We start from the raw sequence: 18533 nt of genomic DNA, 5'->3' as shown, positions 1-18533 counted from the left end.
GTAGTGAAGGTTGCAATTGCATGGTACGGGGCTGAGGGCCAATCGAGCTACCGCTATTTCACCCAGCTTGGCCATGATGTGACCATTGTCACCCCTAGGGTAGCTTCTGAATTCCCACTTCCCAACGGTGCTAATGCCATTGTTGGCGATGATGCATTTGACCAGCTCAACGGCTTTGATCTGGTGGTGCGCAGTTCATCGGTGCGGCCCGATGCACTAAAAACAGATGGAAAAATTTGGTCGAATACCAACGAATTTTTTGCGCACTGTCCGGCACCGATTATTGGTGTGACGGGCACTAAGGGCAAGGGAACTACCTGTAGTCTGATCGCCTCGATCCTCCGTGCGGCAGGTAAAACGGTTCACCTAGTTGGCAATATCGGTGCGCCTGCGCTTAGCCAGCTTTCACTGATTACGTCTGATGATATTGTTGTCTACGAGCTGAGTAGTTTTCAGCTGTGGGATATACAGCAAAGTCCGCACGTGGCTGTTGTGCTAATGATTGAACCCGACCACCTTGATGTTCATCGCGATATGACCGAGTATCTTGAGGCAAAGGCAGGAATTGCGAAGTTTCAAACGCCAAACGATGTTGTCTTTTTCCATCCGACAAACGATGATAGCCGACAGGTAGCATCGGTGGGCGAAGGAAAGAAGTTGCGCTACGGCATCATGGATGATGGTCAGGTCTATGTGCGAGACGAAGGATTTTATATCGAAGACCGGTTCATTTGCTCGACGGGTGCGCTACAGATTGCCGGGGTTCACAACCTAGAAAACGCTTGCGCAGCGATTAGTATCGCCGCGCTGATACTTGGCGCTACAGACCACGTTGAGGCGGGCCTACGGGCATTTAGCGGGCTACCCCATCGTCTAAAGCATGTTCGGGTTGTCGAAAATATTTCCTACTACGATGACAGCATCGGCACTACCCCCGGTTCAGCGATCTCAGCGCTTAGGTCATTCGGCGATGCGCCAAAAGTAGTCATTCTGGGTGGTTTCGATAAAGGCGCCAGCTACGATGCCGTAGTGCAAGAATGTTATAGGCAGGGTGCGTCGGTGGTCGCGATTGGCCAAAACGGCGAGAAAATTGCTGCACTGTGTGAAAAAGCGGGCGTACGAGCGTGTCGAGTCGTCGGCAGAATGGACGAGGTTGTCGCAGCTGCTCGTGCTGAGGCGCAACCAGGTGGTGTCGTTATCCTCAGCCCGGCAAGTGCAAGTTTTGATCAATATAAAAGTTATAGTGACCGCGGTGACCAGTTTGCTGCGGCAGTGGAGGCACTGTAGTGGAAGCAAATTATACAAAAGGGCAATTGGCAGTCAAGCGCGCATTCTCATCGAGCGATTTAATGGTTCTTGCGGTCACTTTTGTAGTGTTCTTATTGATATCAAACGCCTACTTCTTGGTTAGCTTTTTTACAAGTGAGGAGTTTCTAGCGAGTGAAAAATCGGCATCGTCCATTATTCTTGGGCTAATTGGGCTTGGATTTGTGACATTATTTATATTTGTAGCGACACTAGGAATTGGTATGTTCCTCGTGCGTATGCAGCGGCAAATTATGCTTGGCAATGCGCTACAAATTGAATATAGCGACTATGCGTGGCTGCGCGACTGGGCCAACACCGTGGCGGCCGATCTGGAAATGCCCCGTGTCGAGATTTTTGTGACACAGGATCCCTACATAAACGCCTATGCGTTTGGGTTTATCCGTCCCTATACAATTGTGCTGCACTCCGGTTCGATTCGCTATTTGACACACGAAGAGCTCAAAACAGTAGTGGTGCACGAGATGGGGCACATTAAATATGGTCACACAATGGCTTCTCTTTACCTCACACCGTTTTTAGTAGTACCCGTGCTCAATGTTGTAGGTCAATGGATTGCAGGATTCTGGCAGCGACGAGCCGAGCTTACATGCGACCGACTTGCACTTATGTATATGGCCGATACAGAGCTAGTTAAAGGCTCGCTCATTAAGGTGCATGTTGGGCCAGATGTTGCGAAGGCAATGAACGAGACTGCACGACAATGGCTTCAATATAACGCTGAGCGACCAATGAACCGGTTTGCCCAGACTTTTAGCAGCCACCCATTCTTGGTACGTCGACTCAGCCATCTTGATAGGTGGAAATATCTTGTCGAGGCAGAGCCGACTACTGATCGGCAACCAGCTGCGTAATGCGCCGCGCAATTGCATCGGTCGGTTCGAGTACGATGATAGTATCGCCAGTAATTGACTCGATCAATGTTTTGATCCAGTGATAGTGTGTACAGCCCAGCACGATAACATCAGCCTTATTGGCGATAGCTAATTCGACGGCAGATCTAATTTGCTGTTCATTTACCGCATTATCCTCTATCATTGCGGCCCAGTTTGAGCAGTCGGGCTCACACACGTCGATTGATGCGGCAAACCGTTGCTTCAGGTAGTGGTAACGAGCGCTTTGCAGAGTTGCTGGTGTGGCGCATACCGCGATGGAATGGTGTTTTGTGAGTTCTGCAGCGGTTTTCACCATTGGCTCAATGCCAATGAATAGTTGGGAAGGGTAACGCTCGCGGAGTATTGGTAGCGCAACAGTCGTAGCGGTGTTGCAGGCGATGACGATGACATCGCAGCTTCCCAAGAGCAGCGGCTGGATCGCAGCGTCGGTTAGACGTATGATCTGTTTAGCGGGTTTGGAGCCATAGGGAAGATGAGCGCGATCACTGACCGTGATGATGGTCGCTTGTGGAAAGTGCTGCCTTAGGTCACGGGCTACCGCCTCGCCGCCGATCCCGGTATCAAATACGCCAATTTTCATCTATTAGATTATAATGAATAATATGCAACCACTCAAGAAGCGAGCAGACGAACTGATGATGCTCATTCAGGCCGCTTGTCAGAAGCTCAGAATTGATGCCTTGTGTGAAGAGCTAGCGGTACTTGATGACAAGCTGGCAAGCCCGGGTATATGGCAGGATAGCGATCGTGCTCAACAAATCGCACGAAAGGCTGCTGACCTACGACTTGCTACTGATGAGTGGGTTGGTCTACGCGTAGCGGTACGCGACAGTATCGAGCTTATTGCTATGGATGACGACTCGATGCAAACTGAAATTTCCGAGCAACTCAGCAACCAGGAAGTATTGTACAAGCAATTGAGGAAAGACCTGTTATTCAACGGTAAGTATGATAGTCATGCTGCAATTATTAAGTTAAGTTCAGGGGCGGGCGGCACTGATGCGCAAGACTGGGCGGCGATGCTGGAACGCATGTACCTGCGCTGGGCCGAACGCTCATCAATGCAAGTTGAACAGATCGAGCGGTCGGCCGGCGAAGAAGCAGGCATCAAAAATGCTACCTATGCGGTGCGCGGAGCGTATGCTTACGGTAAGTTACGCAGTGAACATGGTGTGCATCGACTTGTTCGACTGAGCCCGTTTAACTCAGACAATCTCCGTCAGACAAGCTTTGCACTTGTTGAGGTTATGCCTGAGATCAATGCACCAGAAGAAGTCGTTATTGATGACAAAGACCTCAAGATTGACGTGTATCGCGCTGGTGGTCACGGAGGCCAGTCGGTCAATACGACTGATAGCGCAGTGCGGGTGACGCATGTTCCTTCGGGAATTGTGGTGGCAATTCAGAACGAGCGTAGCCAGCTTCAAAACAAAGAGACCGCCATGAAGATACTTCGCGGCCGACTGGCTCAACTTCAGCTTGAGCAACATACTGAATCGCTGGCTGACCTGCGAGCGAATGAGTCGGCAAGCTGGGGTGCGCAAATACGCAATTATGTTCTCCACCCCTATAGTTTGGTCAAGGATACTCGCACCAAGTATGAAACACGTAATGTGCAAGATGTTCTCGACGGAGCAATCGGCGAGTTTATCGACGCTTACCTTGACAGTATGTACAATGAATCGCAGTAGGCTCTATTGCATCGTATCCGTACGGCACGTATACTTACATTATAAGCAAAAGGAGAGTTAGATGAAAAATAAATGGTTAGTACCAGGCATAGTTGCAACGGTTTTAGTTGTGCTGGCGATGATGGTTGGCGGCACCTATAATAGTCTCGTTACGTCCCGCGAAAAGGTGACGAAGGCAGCCAGTGATCTCCAGTCGCAGTATCAGCGCCGAGCAGATCTTGTGCAGCAAGCGATCGGTGTTGTAAAGGGATCTTCGAACTTTGAACAAGACACTCTGACGAAAGTAGTCGAAGCCCGCGCAAAAGCAACCAGCACGCAAATCGATATCAGCAAGGCGACCCCTGAGCAAATCCAACAGTACCAGACAGCCCAAACCGACATGAGTAGCGCGTTTAGTCGACTGCTTGTTACAGTGGAGCAGTACCCTGATATCAAATCAACGCAGGCCTACCAAGATATGCTAGCGCAGGTAGAGGGTACGGAGAACCGTGTTAATGTAGCGCGAACTGATTACAACGAAGTCGCTCGTACGTACAACACGCAGATTCAGCGTTTTCCGACCAACATCGTCGCTGGGCTATTTGGCTTTACTAAGAGCAACTATTTTGAAGCAGAAAAAGGCGTCGAAAAAGCTCCTGTCATCGATTTCAGTCAACAGTAGTTAGCTGGAATCTATGAAAATATTGCCTCGCAGTATCATCGCACTTGCACTCATGGTGGGTGCGGCACTGCTCATAGTGCTTCCGGCGCGTGCACTTGAAGTACCATCTGCGCCGACACTTGAGCGACCGATTGTTGATAAAACCTCAACACTAAGTGAACAACAGATTGATCAGCTCGCTCAGCAAATCACACATGGGCGTGGGGAGAAATCATACCAAGTCGGAGTGCTCCTTATACCGACGCTTGGCCAAGATGAATACCTCGAAGGGTATTCACTAAAAGTGGCTCGAGCGTGGGGGATTGGTGATAAAACCAATAACGGCGTGCTGCTGCTGATTGTCAAACAAGACAAACTAGTGCGTATTGAAGTCGGGACGGGCCTTGAAGGTGACCTCACCGACAGTCGAGCTAAACGAATTATTACGGGTGTTATACGGCCATATTTCCGCTCCGGTGATTACTATACCGGTATAAGTGAGGGCGTGAGGAGTATCCAGCTCGCAGTTGCAAAGGAAGCTGATCCTAAGCTAGCTTCCAGGTCAGAAGCAGACGGTAGTTGGTGGGATATCGTATCAACGTTCGGATTTTTCGTCCTCTTTGGCTTTATGTGGCTCGCTTCGATACTTGGCCGCAGTAAAAGTTGGTGGGCTGGTGGCGTGATAGGCGGCGTGATTGGCTTCATATCGCTGTTTGCTAGTCAGTGGCACCCGCTAGCGGTTATTGCGACCATTATTCTGGTGCCGTTTGGCCTATTGTTCGACTTTGCGGTCTCGCGTAATTACCAGCAGCACAAATCTGCCGGTACGCTACCTTCTTGGTGGGCCGGTGGTGGCAGTATAGGACATGGTTCGGGCGGCGGCTGGTCGGGCGGTGGTTTCGGTGGCGGTGGTTTCAGCGGCGGCGGTAGTAGCGGGAGCTGGTAGTATCATCCTGTGCACGCCAGTGGCAGTACGGTGCTGATTATGCTATACTAGTAGTAATGATTCTGTTAGATAGGGTAACGAAATCGTATGGCAAGGATGATAAGCCGGCACTTAATCGGATATCACTTCATGTTGAGCCAAACGAATTTGTAATCTTGGTTGGGACAAGTGGTGCGGGTAAGTCTACATTACTCAAACTCTTGACCCGTGAGGAAAAGCCAACTAGTGGCAAGATTGTCGTTGGTGGTATCGATTATGACACATTAAAAGATAAGCATATCCCACTGCTTCGTCGTAAGATCGGTGTAGTATTCCAGGATTTTAAGCTTTTGCCACAACGGACTGTGTTTGAAAACATTGCTTTTGCGCTGGAAATTGCCGGAATGACCAACCGCGAGATTAAAAACACCGTACCAAAGGTGATTGAGCTTGTGGGGTTAACTGGTAAGGAAAAAAACTTTCCCCACCAGCTTAGTGGTGGCGAGCGACAGCGAGTTGCGATTGCTCGTGCGGTGGTTCGTCAGCCGAAGATTCTCATTGCTGATGAGCCAACCGGTAACCTAGATCCCAAGCATAGCTGGGACATCGTGCGCCTGCTAGAGAAGATCAACAAATATGGCACGACCGTCCTGTTGACGACGCACAACGTAGAGATTGTGAACAAACTAAAGCGTCGGGTTATCACAATCGATCATGGTAAGATTGTCAGCGATCAGGCGCAGGGGAGCTATAGACAATAATGGCTCAGAAGACTTCTGCTACAAAATCCTTTGGTCGGCGTCGCCATCGTCGTCAGTGGTTGACGTTTCTCAGAATGTGCCGTTATGGGGTGAATAACTTTACTCGCAACGCCTGGCTGACCATTGCGGCAACTGCGGTGATGACCATTACTCTGCTTATTCTATTGATTACTGTAGTGGCGCAAAATGTACTGTCTGATACGGCAACAACTGTAGGCAAACGAATCGATCGCTCGATTTACCTGAAGGCCGGTACAACCGAGCAGCAGGCCAAAACGATTTTGGCTGACCTGATGGCGCTATCCAATGTCGATTCTGTGAAGTTTGTCAGTACCGAGGAGGGAAAAGCGGATTTTGCAGAGAAGAACAAAAGCAGCCTAGGAACACTTAGCGCCCTCAACGAAGCAACGAATAAAATTCCTGCCACTATTCGTATAAGCCTTATCAATGTCAACGATACCAGTCAGATTGTTGCATATGTTAATAATAGTACTGAGCTAAAGAAGTATATTGACGCCAACCGTAAACCATCTTTTATGGGTGATCGTAAATCGGCTACTGATACTATCGCTGATTGGACACGATTGGCACAGCAGCTTGGGATTGGTATGAGCGTGGTGTTTGTTAGTATCTCAATGCTAATCATTTTTAATACTATTCGTATGGCAATTTTCAATCGAAAAGAGGAGATACAGATGATGAAGCTGATTGGTGCAGATCGTAGCTTCATACGCGGGCCTTTTGTTGTCGAGGCGATTGTGTATGGTTTTATTGCCGCTGTGGTAGCGACGGCGCTTGGAATTACACTTATGTCAGTATTTGCACCCAATATGCAGTCTTGGGGTATTGAAATTGGCCCAACCGTTGATTTACTGACTACATATATAGCCTTTGTGCTGCTTGGAATGATTGCTGTCGGGGCGCTGATTGGTACGATTTCATCGCTTCTCGCTACTCGTCGCTACTTAAGGCTGTAGACAGTAGTGTTGAGCGCTATTGACAATAACATGGAGCTTATGGTAATATGAAACTAATGAAACCACGGTCCACCACACCAGTTTTCAAAGGCCTCGCCACTAAGTCGCTATTGGTAGCGGGTGCTGTGCTGATGGCACTGTCAACACCGATGGTTTTCTCCTCTCGCGTTCTCGCTGACAAGTGGGATGATCAGATCAATGCGATCAATGCCGAGATTAACAACCTACAAGCTCAGGCTGCGGTTATTGCTGAACAGTCACGCACACTAGCAAATGCGCTCGCAGCGCTAACCGCCCAGAGGCAGACAATCCAGGCACAGGTTGATCTTAGCCAGGCGAAATACGACAAGCTTGTCAATGACATTGCTGAAACCGAAAAACAAATCGCTGACAATAAAGATGCACTAGGGCAGATTATTGCTGACATGTATGTCGATGGCTCAATTTCGCCGCTTGAACTGCTTGCTAGTGCTAGCAACATCTCTGACTACGTCGATCAACAAGAGTACCGCTCATCCATTCAGACTAATCTCTCTGATACCATCGCTCGGATTAATGAGCTGAAAAAGCAACTTGAAGCCCAAAAAGCCGATGTCGAGCGTGTCTTGGCAGACCAAAAATCACAGCGCGATGCCTTGGCGGCCAAAGAAGCCGAGCAAGCAAAGCTGTTGTCCGATTCACAAGGGCAAGAGTCGGTATACCAGTCGATGATTGGTGATCGTAATGCCCAGATAAATAGCCTCAAAGATCAGCAGCAAGCTGAAATTCGTGCTCGCTTGCAGCAATTTGGTGGCGGCGGAAGCGCTGTTGCCGGTGACCCTGGTCGTGGCGGCTACCCAAATTACCTTGCCAATGCTTATCAGGATAGTCTTGTCGATCCATGGGGTATGTATAACCGCGAGTGCGTGAGCTATGTCGCGTGGAAAGTATTCCAGAAAAATGGCTATATGCCGTACTGGGGTGGAGTCGGAAACGCAAATCAATGGCCTGGCAACGCGCGCGCGGCAGGCATCACCACCAGCTCAACACCTCGTGCAGGTTCTGCCGGCGTAATTACTGCGGGTTATTATGGTCACATTGTCTGGGTTGATAGTGTCAACAGTGACGGAACGATTAACATCAGCCAGTACAACGAATGGCTTCCTGGGCTAGGCTGGGGCTATTATTCAGAACGCTACAACGTATCGCCATACGCATACAACGTGTATATCTACTTCTAAAGTAGTTTAAATCCGTCATTTTACTAGCAAGCGACTGGCCGGTACGCTATACTAGCATGAGTATTATGATTGATCAGCAAAACGAAGGACAGGCCGTAAGCAACATGCCTACTACGCGACCGCCGGTGCATACGCGAGCCAAAAGGATGTCGAATAGCATGATGCTATTTGTTGTAGCGGTTTGTCTTGTTGTCGGCTTTGTTGCGGGTACACGTAGCCGTGAACTCTATGCGGCAATTGCGCCTGTATTCGGTATCAAAGCCAGCGCTGATACGCTTGATCTGCAGATTGTTCAGCAAGCATATCAAGAGCTCAAGGCCAATTACGATGGCAAACTCGATACGAACACACTTGTTGATGGAGCTGCAAGGGGTATGACAGCCGCCGCAGGTGACCAGTATACGGTATTTATGGATAAAGCCGAGGCTGAAGACTTCACGAAGCAGCTGAGTGGCGAGGTAAGCGGCATTGGCTGTGAAATTGGGATTCGCAGCAAGCAGCCGACGATACTGCGCGTGTTAACCGACTCGCCAGCCGAAAAAGCTGGCGTAAAGGCGGGAGATATTATTACCAAAGTAAACGACACGGTTGTAAGCGGCGCCGACTCAGGTTCTGTGGCAGAAAAAATTCGTGGAGACGTAGGAACATCGGTACGAGTAGCGGTGTTGCGCGGGCAAGAAGCCAAAGAATTCACCATTACCAGGGCGAAGCTGAGCGATGCTAGTGTACGTTGGAGTATCGACAATGGTATTGGCAAAATGATTATTTCGCGGTTCGATACTGAAACGGGCGATCTGGCAGCAAAAGCGGCTCGTGAATTTAAACAAGCCGGGGTGCGTGGAGTAATTCTTGACCTGCGTGATGACGGTGGTGGGTACCTGGATGCCGCTCGCGATGTTGCTAGCCTGTGGCTGCGCGAAAAACTCATCGTAACTGAAAAATCGGGTGATGTGGTGACGGACCAAGTGAAATCACGTGGCGACGCAGTGCTTGATGGCGTAAAAACCGTCGTTCTCATCAATGGAGGCAGTGCTAGCGCGAGTGAGATTGTTGCCGGAGCTTTGCAGGACTACAAGGCCGCGACCATTATCGGTGAAAAAAGCTTTGGCAAGGGGACGGTACAAAAACTCATCAGCCTCCCAGATGGCCGTCAAATTAAGGTTACGATAGCGCGCTGGTATACACCCAAGGGGAAAAATATAACTAAAGAAGGTATCACTCCAGATGCTACCGTACAGCTCACGAGCGACGACACCAATGCCGGAAAGGACCCCCAACTGGAGGCTGCACGTGCTGCTCTGTAAAGAGAGTGCTTGTGCTAATCGCCAGCCTGGCGTACTATAGAAGTAATATGGATGCAGTAAAGAAGAAAATCTTGCTTGTCGAAGATGACACCGCACTCGCTGCTGTGTATCGTTCGCGACTTGAGCTCGAAGGGTTCGATATAAACGAAGTACATAATGGTGAGGAAGCGCTGTCGGCGGCAATGTCGTTCAAGCCGGACCTCATACTGCTCGATGCGATGATGCCCAAAATTAGCGGTTTTGATGTGCTCGATATTTTGCGTAACACCCCCGAAACCACCAATATCCGCGTGATTATGCTGACTGCGCTTAGCCAGCCGAAGGACAAAGAGCGTGCTGAGCAGCTCGGTGTCGACGACTACTTGGTGAAATCACAAGTAGTAATTGGTGATGTGGTTGCTAGGGTGAAACACCATCTTGGCCTGGATACTACTGTACCAACTGCTCCCAGCCCCAACGAATAATTTTGCATTGTATGTACGATAATTTAGCAAAAGCGTATTGACTTTTAGTCAATTTTTTGCTATAGTGTAATATGAACTACAGTAAAATTAAAAAATATAAAAGAAAAACAATGTTTGAACGATTCAAAAAGCCAAAATCAATAGTAGAGCTACAGCCTGAGCGCCAAGTTTCGCCCTTTGACCCTCGTATTTTCTTGTATACCCCTCAAGAGCGTGCTCTTGGCACGAACCACGTCGCGGTTAAACGCAACCGCACGAATGTTATTGAATCCGGGTGGGCTGTCGTAGGGGAAAGCGAAGACGGTTTGCTCAGAGAGGTACGTAAAAGTAGTGGCGTCGATGAGTACGGGCAACCCCAGGAATTAATAAAAACTGTGTCTCTAGAGGATATCCAAGAGGCAGAGCATAAGCTTGAAGATAGCTATCGTCAGCAAGCTGCGGCTATGGAGGCCGAGCGAGAAGCCCACCGAGTAGAGCAAGAGCGCCTGGCCCGCGAACGTGCAGCCTTTGGTGAACGCGCCGCCCGTCTAGTTGAGTATGATGAAGACGGCATGATTATAGTGCCCAGCTGGATGGAGCGACCACAGGTTGCCCGAAGCACTCCTGCACCCGTTGTTAGCCCCAAGTTGCAGCACCGCGCACAGCAAGCTGCTGCCGAGGTCGTCACTCCAAATGGTGATGTGCAAAAAGCTGATGAACAGCAAGAGCGCCGTGCTACGAAGTCGAAACTGGCAGGACTTGTAGATATGCTTGATAGGAAAAACTATTCGACCGACCCTGTATTTAGGGCCAGCCGCGGGGCGGGTGAACTAAAAGAAATGGTGGATAGTAGAGTAGGACTACGCGGTGAAGAGTCAGGCGCACTGCTCCGTCTTAGCCAAGAACTCTTTAGCCTACAGATGGATACCCATATGGGCAGGCTCGTCACAACAGAAGACCTGCATGCGATTTCGACTAAGCTAGCAAAACTTCTTGCTACCATGACAGACTAACCGGTTGCCGCGTAACGTAAAAACCGCCTTACAAAAGGCGGTTTTTACGTACTAGAACAATGTTATTCGACCACTACTTGGGTGCGGCGAGCGGTGTGGCCAGTGAACTTTGCTTTTTTCACCTGCTTGAAACCAACGATACCGTCGACAGCGGCATGAATAGTGAAGTTGCGGCTAATGTAGGTGCCTGGGCCAGCGATTTTGGTACTGCCGGTCTGACGAACCAATACTTGGCCTGCGGTAACTTTTTGACCACCAAATCGCTTCACACCAAGGCGTGCGCCGGCATTGTTGTGGACGTTCTTGCTTGAACCACCTGCTTTAACGTGTGACATATCACTCCTTAGATTTTGCTATAAATAATCTATCTGATTGTACACTAACAGATAGGTTTCGTCAAGACTTTTCGAGCAATAGTAGCTCGCGGGCGACCACCTGGTCTTCGCGGTAGTACAGTAACTGACTATCACGTACATGACGCAGGTGCACGCGGCGGTAACCGAGCGTGCCTAGCGTGTCAATGAGTGGCAGGTGAGTGAATGAGTCACCGGCGCCACGCCAGGCGGGAACGGCCACGCATAGCGGCGTGCCTACTGCGAGTTGTGGAGCGAGGTTACGGAGAAACGAACTAATAATATGATCGCAATTGCCACGCACTTCGGTGAGCTTGGCGGCAGAAGGCGGTGCACTGAAAGGCTGGCCGAGGTAGGTTTCGGTGGCAATAGCATCGATAGGTAATTGCCACGAAGTATCCATCGCGTCGCCTATAGTAGTGCGCACACTAGGAGCAAGGTGATATTTGTCTGTTAGCCAGCGTAGGTTGGCCTGGGTATAGTCAACCATTTTAGCCGACAGATCGGTGCCATAGACGCCGAAGCCAAGCAGCGCGGCTTCTTGCAGCAGCACACCGGTGCCGCAAAACGGGTCAAGAACAGTGCTACCAGGAACATGTGCCGAACTGCCGAGCATATTTACCATCATGCGGGCAAGTTTTGGTGGCAGCATGCCCACATATGCATCACGCTTGGGGCGGCCTTGGTCGCGAGCGGCAAAGGCAGTGATGTTCTGGGCGCCGATGCTTTCGGCAACAATAACATTGCCATTACTGGCACGCACTATCAGCAGCTCAACATGGTTGCGTGAAAGCCCAAGTTTATTATGATGACTGGTTGCGCTGGTAAGGGCAGGGGCAGTATTGGGGATCAGCCGTAGGCTGACGCCTTGCTTTTTGAGGCTTGATTTTAGAATAATGCCAGTTTTTTGGACATCGCGTGCACCACAACTAAAGCCATAGGCACTAATACCGAGAGTGATTTTACCCTCGTGTCCAGCCCAGCCGCGGACATATGTGTCAATGATGGTTTTGCTGACACGTTGCCAGTCGCCGCGTAGTTCGGCCACGACCAGCCCGGCCTTTTGGCTGCCACCCAGCCTGTCAAAGTCAAACGAAGGACTATCGATGAGCGCAGAGGTATCGCTAAACCACCTAGTTGACGCTGAACCAAAAAGTTGTTCAAGCTCGGCCATGCCGAGAGCGGGTTGTCGACCGAGTAGAGCGATGTACATAGATATAGTATACTAAATACTATATGAAACGTCTGTCATTTCGTACGTGGCTCAGCGGCATATCGCTGCTTTTGATCGTGGTACTGCTGTATGTCTCTCGTCACGAAATTGCCCGTGCTTGGGAGCTGGCATCAAAAGTTGATGTGTGGGTACTACTATTCGTAATACCAGTGGTAGCAATCGGCTACCTGGCGGCCGGAGAAATGGTGTTTTCGTACATGCGTCAGAAAAAACTGATTGATCATGTGAGTATATGGACGCAAATGCGGATTTCTCTCGAGCTTAATTTTGTGAACCATGTACTGCCAAGTGGGGGAGTAAGTGGTATCTCGTACATGAACTGGCGACTCGGTAAGTTAGGCGTGAAGACCGGTAAGGCTACGATGGCTCAAGCAATTCGCTACGTGGTAGGGTTTGCAGCCATGATTACACTGTTGCTGCTGTCTGTACTTATAGTAACAATCGACGGCACGGTTAACCGCTGGATTATATTCATGAGCTCCGCCCTGGTTGGGGTCATGATTATATCGACAATGCTAGGAATGTACTTAATGAAAAGCGTAACGCGACTGAGCCGCTTTGCGCACTATGTGGCCCGCGGATACAACCATATAGTAAAAGTGCTTACACTAGGGCGCATACCTCACGCAATCACTGCAATTGCAATCCAAACATTCCTTGAAGAGATGCATGAGGACTTTGTTGAGCTCATGAGAGATCGCCGCATACTCATAAAGCCGTATTTGTGGGGGCTGTTCTTTGTAGTTACAGAAATGGCAATTTTCTGGATTGTATTCTGGTCGCTTGGCTCGCCCGTCAACCCCGCACCCATTTTGATCGCTTATGGACTTGCTACTATGGCTGGACTAGTAGTGGTGACACCGGGTGGGGCCGGGGCATATGAAGCAATCATGGTGCTGGTGCTTGCAATTGCCGGCATGAGCCAAAGCGAAGCAATCGCTGGGATTGTGCTGACACGAGCAATAATACTATTTGTCACCGTAGTTATAGGCTACGTATTTTACCAAATGGCGCTACTGAAATATGGAAAACAACCTAAGCCAGGTCTATAGTGTCGGCGATTTTGTAGCGGTTTTCAACCAGACGCTTGAGTATGCGTACCCTAGTATTGAAATAGAGGGCGAAGTTGCTAGTTTCAAAGTCAACCAAAACAAGTTTGTATTTTTCGACCTGAAAGACCAAACAGCGAGCGTGAATTGTTTTATGACCGTGTGGCAACTACGCATACCGATAGAAGATGGTATGAAGGTGATTGTACGCGCCGTACCAAAGCTGACGAATTGGGGCAAGTTTAGTCTGACCGTTCAGGCAGTAAGACCGAGTGGCGAAGGTAGCCTGAAAAAGGGCTTCGAGCTGCTAAAGGCGAAGCTCGATGCCGAGGGGTTATTCGCACCTGAGCGCAAGCGCGCACTGTCGACTATGCCAGCCCGCATTGGCGTCATTAGCAGCACTCAAGCGGCGGGGTACACTGATTTTGTGACGATACTTAACGAACGGTGGGGCGGGATGCATATTGACGTGGCGCACGTACAGGTGCAGGGCGAAGCGGCACCCGACCAAATGATACGAGCTCTTAAATACTTCAATAGCCTCGAGGTGCCGCCTGAGGTACTTGTACTCATACGTGGTGGCGGTAGCGCAGATGATCTAGCGGCGTTTAATGATGAGTTGTTGGTGCGAGAGATCGCGGCGAGTCGTGTTCCGACACTTGTAGGGGTAGGGCACGAAGTTGATGTTACATTGGCTGATCTTGTGGCCGACGTGCGGGCGGCCACCCCGAGTAACGCTGCACAGCTGCTTGTACCAGACAAGCGTGAAATTGTGCAGGTCACACGCCATAGCCTGGCAAGGATTATCGATCGCACTGAAACAATGCTCGACGCAGTGAGTATGCAGGTAGCGCAAGGCTTACAGGGTGCATTGGCTGCGTTTGATCGCGGCTATGACCGGCACCAGCAGTTACTTCAGCAACAGCGACTTGTGTTAGCGGCATATGATCCGGCAGCAGTACTCTCCAGGGGCTATGCGCTAGTACGTGGTGAGGAGTGTGTTGGTGGTGAGATAACGATTGAAAAACACGATACACTAATAACGGCGGAGGTAACCCATGTCAATAAAAAATAGCCAAACAATTGCAGCTAGACTGACCGAGCTTAACAAGCAAGTAGCTTGGTTTGATAGCGAGGAGTTTTCGCTCGAAGAAGCGCTCGACCGTTTCAAGGCAGCCGAAACACTAGCCGGCAGTATTGAATCGGACCTCGCGTCGCTGAAAAACGAAATTACTGTGCTTAAGACTCGTTTTGATCAGGAGTAGCAAGTAATGGAATGGTACTGGATTGTACTCGGAGTCATCTGCTTCTTCGGATTTATGGCATTTACCGGCGCTCCCTATGTACCCTCGAAGCCAAAAGATGTAAAGCGTGCACTGACCGAACTGTACCCGCTGACTGCACGTGACCTTTTGGTCGACATTGGGGCAGGGGATGGCTTAATACTGCGCATGGCTAGTAAGCTGGGGGCGCGGGCAGTGGGGTACGAAATTAACCCAGCCATTGCTATGCTAGCGACACTACTATCGCTTGGTGACGAGCGGGTGGTGGTGTATATGCGTAATTTTTGGAAAGCGACATTGCCTAAAGACACCACAGTGGTATACACGTTTGCCGATTCACGTGATATTGCAAAAATGTATAACAAAGTACAAGAAGCGGCCAACCAACTCGGCAGGAAACTGGCATTTATTAGCTATGGCTTTGAAGTACCAAGTATGAAGCCTACCAAAACTGTTGGTGCCCATCATTTATATATTGTGAAGCCTTTACACTCTAGTGACGGCAACGTATAATCATAAGCATGAAGACATATCGCCGGTTTGAAACAGGTGCCATAAACGGCAGTATTTTTGCTATTGTGGCCTTAGTGCTGCTCGTCATTGTATTTGGCTCGTTTTCTATTTGGGCCTATATAAACTACACCGAGCAAAAAAACGATGTCGATGGAAAAATTGCCGACGCCACCGCTGCTGCGGTGTTAAAAAATTCCGAGCAAATGCAGCAGAAATTTGATGAAGACGAGAAAAAGCCCTATGAGCAATTCACTGGGCCAGTTGACTATGGTCGGCTTACGTTTACTTACCCAAAATTTTGGGCAGCCTACCAGGCAACCGATGTAAGCCAGGGTGGTGGAGCGACATACGAGGCATATTTTAACCCGTATGTTGTACCACCGATTACAAAAACAACTAAATACGCTTTACGCATTACGATCGAACAAAAACTGTATGCAAAAGTTCTCGATGGCTATGGAGCACTTATAAAAAAAGGTGATTTAAAATCAAGCGTCTACGATGACGGTACTCACCAGGGTACGCGTCTTGAAGGGGCTTTTAGTAAAGATATGGTAGGTGTGGCGGTACTTATTAAAATGCGTGACCGTACACTAACAATGCGAACAGATGGCGATGTATTTAAGGCTGACTTTGAAACAATACTCAAAACAGTCAAATTCAATGAGTAGCTAGCTAGTCAGGACCGGCGCGTGCTACACTAGTAGGTAGTATATGGAGGGTCCAAAGCAGCAAGGGGGAGTAATAGGTGGGCCGTCTTTGATTGCAGCTGCGCATGAGCTAAAAGCCCCACTGGCACTTATTCGTCAGTTGTCGCTAGGGCTCGAATCGGGCGACTATACCCTGAGCGATATCGAGCGGATGGCTCGGCAAATTACGCTTACCAGTGAGCGCGCACTACGTCTGACAACCGACCTCACCAAGTCTGCGCGGCTTGAAGACAGTCTATTTACAATCGAGCCCGTTAACCCCGTATCGCTGTGCGAAGAAGTAATCCGGGAAATCCAGCCCCTCTACCAGGCTAGGGGTCGATCGATTCGTATGGTGCCACGCACACGACCACTGCTTGCGCTAGCCAACAAAGATTTACTGCGCCGGGTGCTCCTTGGCTTTGCCGATAATGCGCTCCACTACTGTGATGACGAGTCGGCGGTGCTAGTGGAAGCATATGAACGGCGGGGAAGCGTGCGACTCAGTGTACGTGATTTTGGGCCTGCTGTACCTGCCGCTGTATGGCGGACACTTCAAGACTCGCTCGGCAAGCGCCCGCAGCTGCTTCACAACCGGCCAGCAAGTAGCGGGCTTGGCATGTATATCGCTGGCCAGTTTGCAGAGTCTATGCAGAGTAATATTGGTGCGACCCGCCACCATAACGGCACGTCGTTTTATATCGACCTGACGCCGTCGACGCAGTTGAGGCTACTATGAGCTCGAAAACGTCGGTTATTGTCATCGATGATGATCAATGGCTGGCAGAACAGTACAAACATGTGCTCGAAAAAGCTGGATTTGCAGTGACGATAGCCGCGCATGCGATTGAAGGGATCGATATGATTGATAGTTTACACCCGCAGGTGATTATTCTCGATATATTCATGCCTGGTCCCAACGGTGTTGTGCTGATCCACGAGCTAAAATCGCATAGCGACTTGGCAGATATTCCGATTATCGTGTGCACCAATAGTGCGAGTGATCTGCCGGCAGACGGACTGAGGACCTATGGTGTGGAAGTAGTGCTTGACAAGACCACAATGCATCCGAGCGATATTGTGGCAGCGGTACGAAAGGTACTGCTATGAGTATAGAGCGAACGCGGGCAATTGTACTACGGCGCACCAACTTTGGGGAAGCTGACAGAGTACTGCGCCTGATTACACCGCTAGGACAGCGGAGTATTATCGCGAAAGGTGTGCGTCGCGAGAAGAGTAAACTTGCAGGTGGGATTGAACTGTTCGCGATTAGCGACATTGTTATCAACAGCGGCAAAGGCGACCTCGGGATTCTTACCAGCGCACGACTCGTGCATTTTTACCGTCATATTCTTGAAGACTACGATAGACTCCAGTTTGGTTACGAGGCGATCAATCTAGTAGCGCGCGCTAGCGAGCACATCGACGAGCCGGAATGGTATGGTGTACTGAGTGAGGTGTACATGGGGCTGGACGTGCCGACGATTCCTCTGCAGCTCGTCCAAAGTTGGTTTTACCTTCATCATGCCGAGCTAACTGGCTACGAGCTCAATCTCGAGCGTGACGTCACTGGTCAGTTGCTCGACGAGGCCAAAACCTATATGTACGATGTGAACGAAAAAGGCCTTCGCCCAGCCGAGCAAGGTGACCTAAATGCCAACCATATAAAGCTGCTGCGAGTACTTGCAGCAAAACCAATCCAGACCATAGCCCAAATAGGCGGTATTGCTGATATTTTGCCAGACATTTGGTTGGTCACTCGTCAGCACGCGGCTGTTTAGGAGCGAGCATTTTTTGCAGCGAGGTATTCTATAACATTGCTGTTATCGAGGCGTGGATCGAAGAAGTATGCTGCAACAGCGGCGATGGTGCCGAGGTTGGCAAGGCCTGACCGGACATGCATTGCTGACCATAGCTCGTTCCTCGCCTTTTTGTATTGCCCGGTACGCACGTGAATAATACCAAGTTCAGTGAGCGCGGCAGCTTGGCGATGAAAATCTGGGGCGATCATCAACTCGGTTTCGTAGTAGCGTTCTTGATCGATAAGTGGTAGGTTATCGATGTCAATGTGTGGCAAATCGACAAGTTTTTCGGTCATAGTCCTCCAATACAGTAGTATGCATACTATACTGCACTAATACACCAAGGGTCAATGGGGGTCTGGTATAATGGAAGACAAACTAATGAGTCACGTGTTGCCAACACGAAAGACAAGG

Annotated in this window: 23 protein-coding genes; 19 read left to right on the top strand and 4 right to left on the bottom strand. The window is 49.7% G+C overall.

The features are described 5' to 3' along the window. The first annotated feature begins 3 nt into the window (after nt 1–3). Complete coding sequence (gene murD / locus IPM09_03425) at nt 4–1287, top strand: UDP-N-acetylmuramoyl-L-alanine--D-glutamate ligase (GenBank protein QQS21551.1); 1284 nt, start codon at nt 4–6, stop codon at nt 1285–1287. A gap of 26 nt (nt 1288–1313) precedes the next feature. After that, nucleotides 1314–2180, top strand: a complete 867-nt coding sequence (locus IPM09_03420; protein ID QQS21550.1) for a M48 family metallopeptidase — start codon at nt 1314–1316, stop codon at nt 2178–2180. Here the strand turns inward: IPM09_03420 and IPM09_03415 are convergent. Beyond that, nucleotides 2155–2802 carry an aspartate/glutamate racemase family protein gene (locus tag IPM09_03415; protein ID QQS21549.1) on the bottom strand — a complete coding sequence of 216 codons (648 nt, stop codon included), beginning with the start codon at nt 2800–2802 and terminating at the stop codon, nt 2155–2157. The genes IPM09_03420 and IPM09_03415 overlap by 26 nt on opposite strands. A 22-nt stretch (nt 2803–2824) precedes the next feature. On the opposite strand from IPM09_03415, the gene prfB reads away from it, so the two are divergent. From prfB to IPM09_03370, 9 genes are all read left to right on the top strand, one after another. Beyond that, a complete protein-coding gene (gene prfB / locus IPM09_03410; GenBank protein QQS21548.1) occupies nt 2825–3913 on the top strand; it encodes a peptide chain release factor 2 in 1089 nt (362 codons plus the stop codon). Between the two features lie 61 nt (nt 3914–3974). Next, nucleotides 3975–4574 carry a LemA family protein gene (locus IPM09_03405; protein QQS21547.1) on the top strand — a complete coding sequence of 200 codons (600 nt, stop codon included), beginning with the start codon at nt 3975–3977 and terminating at the stop codon, nt 4572–4574. Between the two features lie 13 nt (nt 4575–4587). Beyond that, nucleotides 4588–5499, top strand: coding sequence for a TPM domain-containing protein (locus IPM09_03400; protein QQS21546.1), 912 nt, complete (start codon nt 4588–4590; stop codon nt 5497–5499). A gap of 56 nt (nt 5500–5555) precedes the next feature. Continuing rightward, on the top strand, nt 5556–6239 hold the full coding sequence (gene ftsE / locus IPM09_03395; GenBank protein ID QQS21545.1) for a cell division ATP-binding protein FtsE: 684 nt from the start codon (nt 5556–5558) through the stop codon (nt 6237–6239). Continuing rightward, on the top strand, nt 6239–7216 hold the full coding sequence (locus tag IPM09_03390) for an ABC transporter permease (protein QQS21544.1): 978 nt from the start codon (nt 6239–6241) through the stop codon (nt 7214–7216). Before ftsE ends, IPM09_03390 begins: the two co-directional genes overlap by 1 nt. Nucleotides 7217–7263: 47 nt before the next feature. Then, on the top strand, nt 7264–8436 hold the full coding sequence (locus IPM09_03385) for a CHAP domain-containing protein (protein ID QQS21543.1): 1173 nt from the start codon (nt 7264–7266) through the stop codon (nt 8434–8436). A 56-nt stretch (nt 8437–8492) separates the two neighbouring features. Next, nucleotides 8493–9740, top strand: coding sequence for a S41 family peptidase (locus IPM09_03380; protein ID QQS21542.1), 1248 nt, complete (start codon nt 8493–8495; stop codon nt 9738–9740). Between the two features lie 47 nt (nt 9741–9787). Then, on the top strand, nt 9788–10204 hold the full coding sequence (locus tag IPM09_03375; protein QQS21541.1) for a response regulator: 417 nt from the start codon (nt 9788–9790) through the stop codon (nt 10202–10204). 71 nt (nt 10205–10275) lie between these two features. Beyond that, nucleotides 10276–11196: a hypothetical protein gene (locus IPM09_03370; protein QQS21540.1), complete on the top strand. Its 921-nt coding sequence runs from the start codon at nt 10276–10278 to the stop codon at nt 11194–11196. Between the two features lie 62 nt (nt 11197–11258). Here IPM09_03370 and IPM09_03365 read toward each other — a convergent pair whose 3' ends face one another. Both IPM09_03365 and IPM09_03360 read right to left on the bottom strand, forming a co-directional pair. Then, nucleotides 11259–11531 carry a 50S ribosomal protein L27 gene (locus IPM09_03365; GenBank protein ID QQS21539.1) on the bottom strand — a complete coding sequence of 91 codons (273 nt, stop codon included), beginning with the start codon at nt 11529–11531 and terminating at the stop codon, nt 11259–11261. Between the two features lie 61 nt (nt 11532–11592). Then, nucleotides 11593–12762 (bottom strand): hypothetical protein, encoded by a 1170-nt coding sequence (locus IPM09_03360; GenBank protein ID QQS21538.1) that lies wholly within the window; start codon nt 12760–12762, stop codon nt 11593–11595. A gap of 23 nt (nt 12763–12785) precedes the next feature. Here IPM09_03360 and IPM09_03355 point away from each other — a divergent pair, with 23 nt between their 5' ends. The 8 genes from IPM09_03355 to recO are packed head-to-tail and all read left to right on the top strand — an operon-like array spanning nt 12786 to nt 18098. Continuing rightward, a complete protein-coding gene (locus IPM09_03355; protein QQS21537.1) occupies nt 12786–13835 on the top strand; it encodes a flippase-like domain-containing protein in 1050 nt (349 codons plus the stop codon). Further along, a complete protein-coding gene (gene xseA, locus IPM09_03350; protein ID QQS21536.1) occupies nt 13807–14907 on the top strand; it encodes an exodeoxyribonuclease VII large subunit in 1101 nt (366 codons plus the stop codon). The genes IPM09_03355 and xseA overlap by 29 nt, the downstream gene beginning before the upstream one ends. Then, nucleotides 14891–15097: an exodeoxyribonuclease VII small subunit gene (locus IPM09_03345; protein ID QQS21535.1), complete on the top strand. Its 207-nt coding sequence runs from the start codon at nt 14891–14893 to the stop codon at nt 15095–15097. Before xseA ends, IPM09_03345 begins: the two co-directional genes overlap by 17 nt. A 6-nt stretch (nt 15098–15103) precedes the next feature. Next, entirely contained in the window at nt 15104–15628 is a 525-nt protein-coding gene (locus IPM09_03340) for a hypothetical protein (protein ID QQS21534.1), read from the top strand. Between the two features lie 8 nt (nt 15629–15636). Then, the gene (locus IPM09_03335) at nt 15637–16299 is read left to right on the top strand and encodes a hypothetical protein (GenBank protein ID QQS21533.1); all 663 of its coding nucleotides are present in this window, start codon (nt 15637–15639) and stop codon (nt 16297–16299) included. Between the two features lie 43 nt (nt 16300–16342). Continuing rightward, entirely contained in the window at nt 16343–17056 is a 714-nt protein-coding gene (locus IPM09_03330) for a HAMP domain-containing histidine kinase (GenBank protein QQS21532.1), read from the top strand. After that, the gene (locus IPM09_03325) at nt 17053–17427 is read left to right on the top strand and encodes a response regulator (protein QQS21531.1); all 375 of its coding nucleotides are present in this window, start codon (nt 17053–17055) and stop codon (nt 17425–17427) included. Before IPM09_03330 ends, IPM09_03325 begins: the two co-directional genes overlap by 4 nt. After that, nucleotides 17424–18098 carry a DNA repair protein RecO gene (gene recO, locus IPM09_03320; protein ID QQS21530.1) on the top strand — a complete coding sequence of 225 codons (675 nt, stop codon included), beginning with the start codon at nt 17424–17426 and terminating at the stop codon, nt 18096–18098. Before IPM09_03325 ends, recO begins: the two co-directional genes overlap by 4 nt. Here recO and IPM09_03315 read toward each other — a convergent pair. After that, nucleotides 18095–18415 (bottom strand): hypothetical protein, encoded by a 321-nt coding sequence (locus IPM09_03315; protein ID QQS21529.1) that lies wholly within the window; start codon nt 18413–18415, stop codon nt 18095–18097. The genes recO and IPM09_03315 overlap by 4 nt on opposite strands. Between the last annotated feature and the right edge of the window lie 118 nt (nt 18416–18533).

The sequence above is a fragment of the Candidatus Saccharibacteria bacterium genome, from assembly GCA_016700015.1.
Taxonomy (GTDB): Bacteria; Patescibacteriota; Saccharimonadia; order Saccharimonadales; family Saccharimonadaceae; genus Saccharimonas.
Note: the sequence above shows the minus strand (reverse complement) of the source record. Positions and strands in the feature narration are given on the sequence as shown.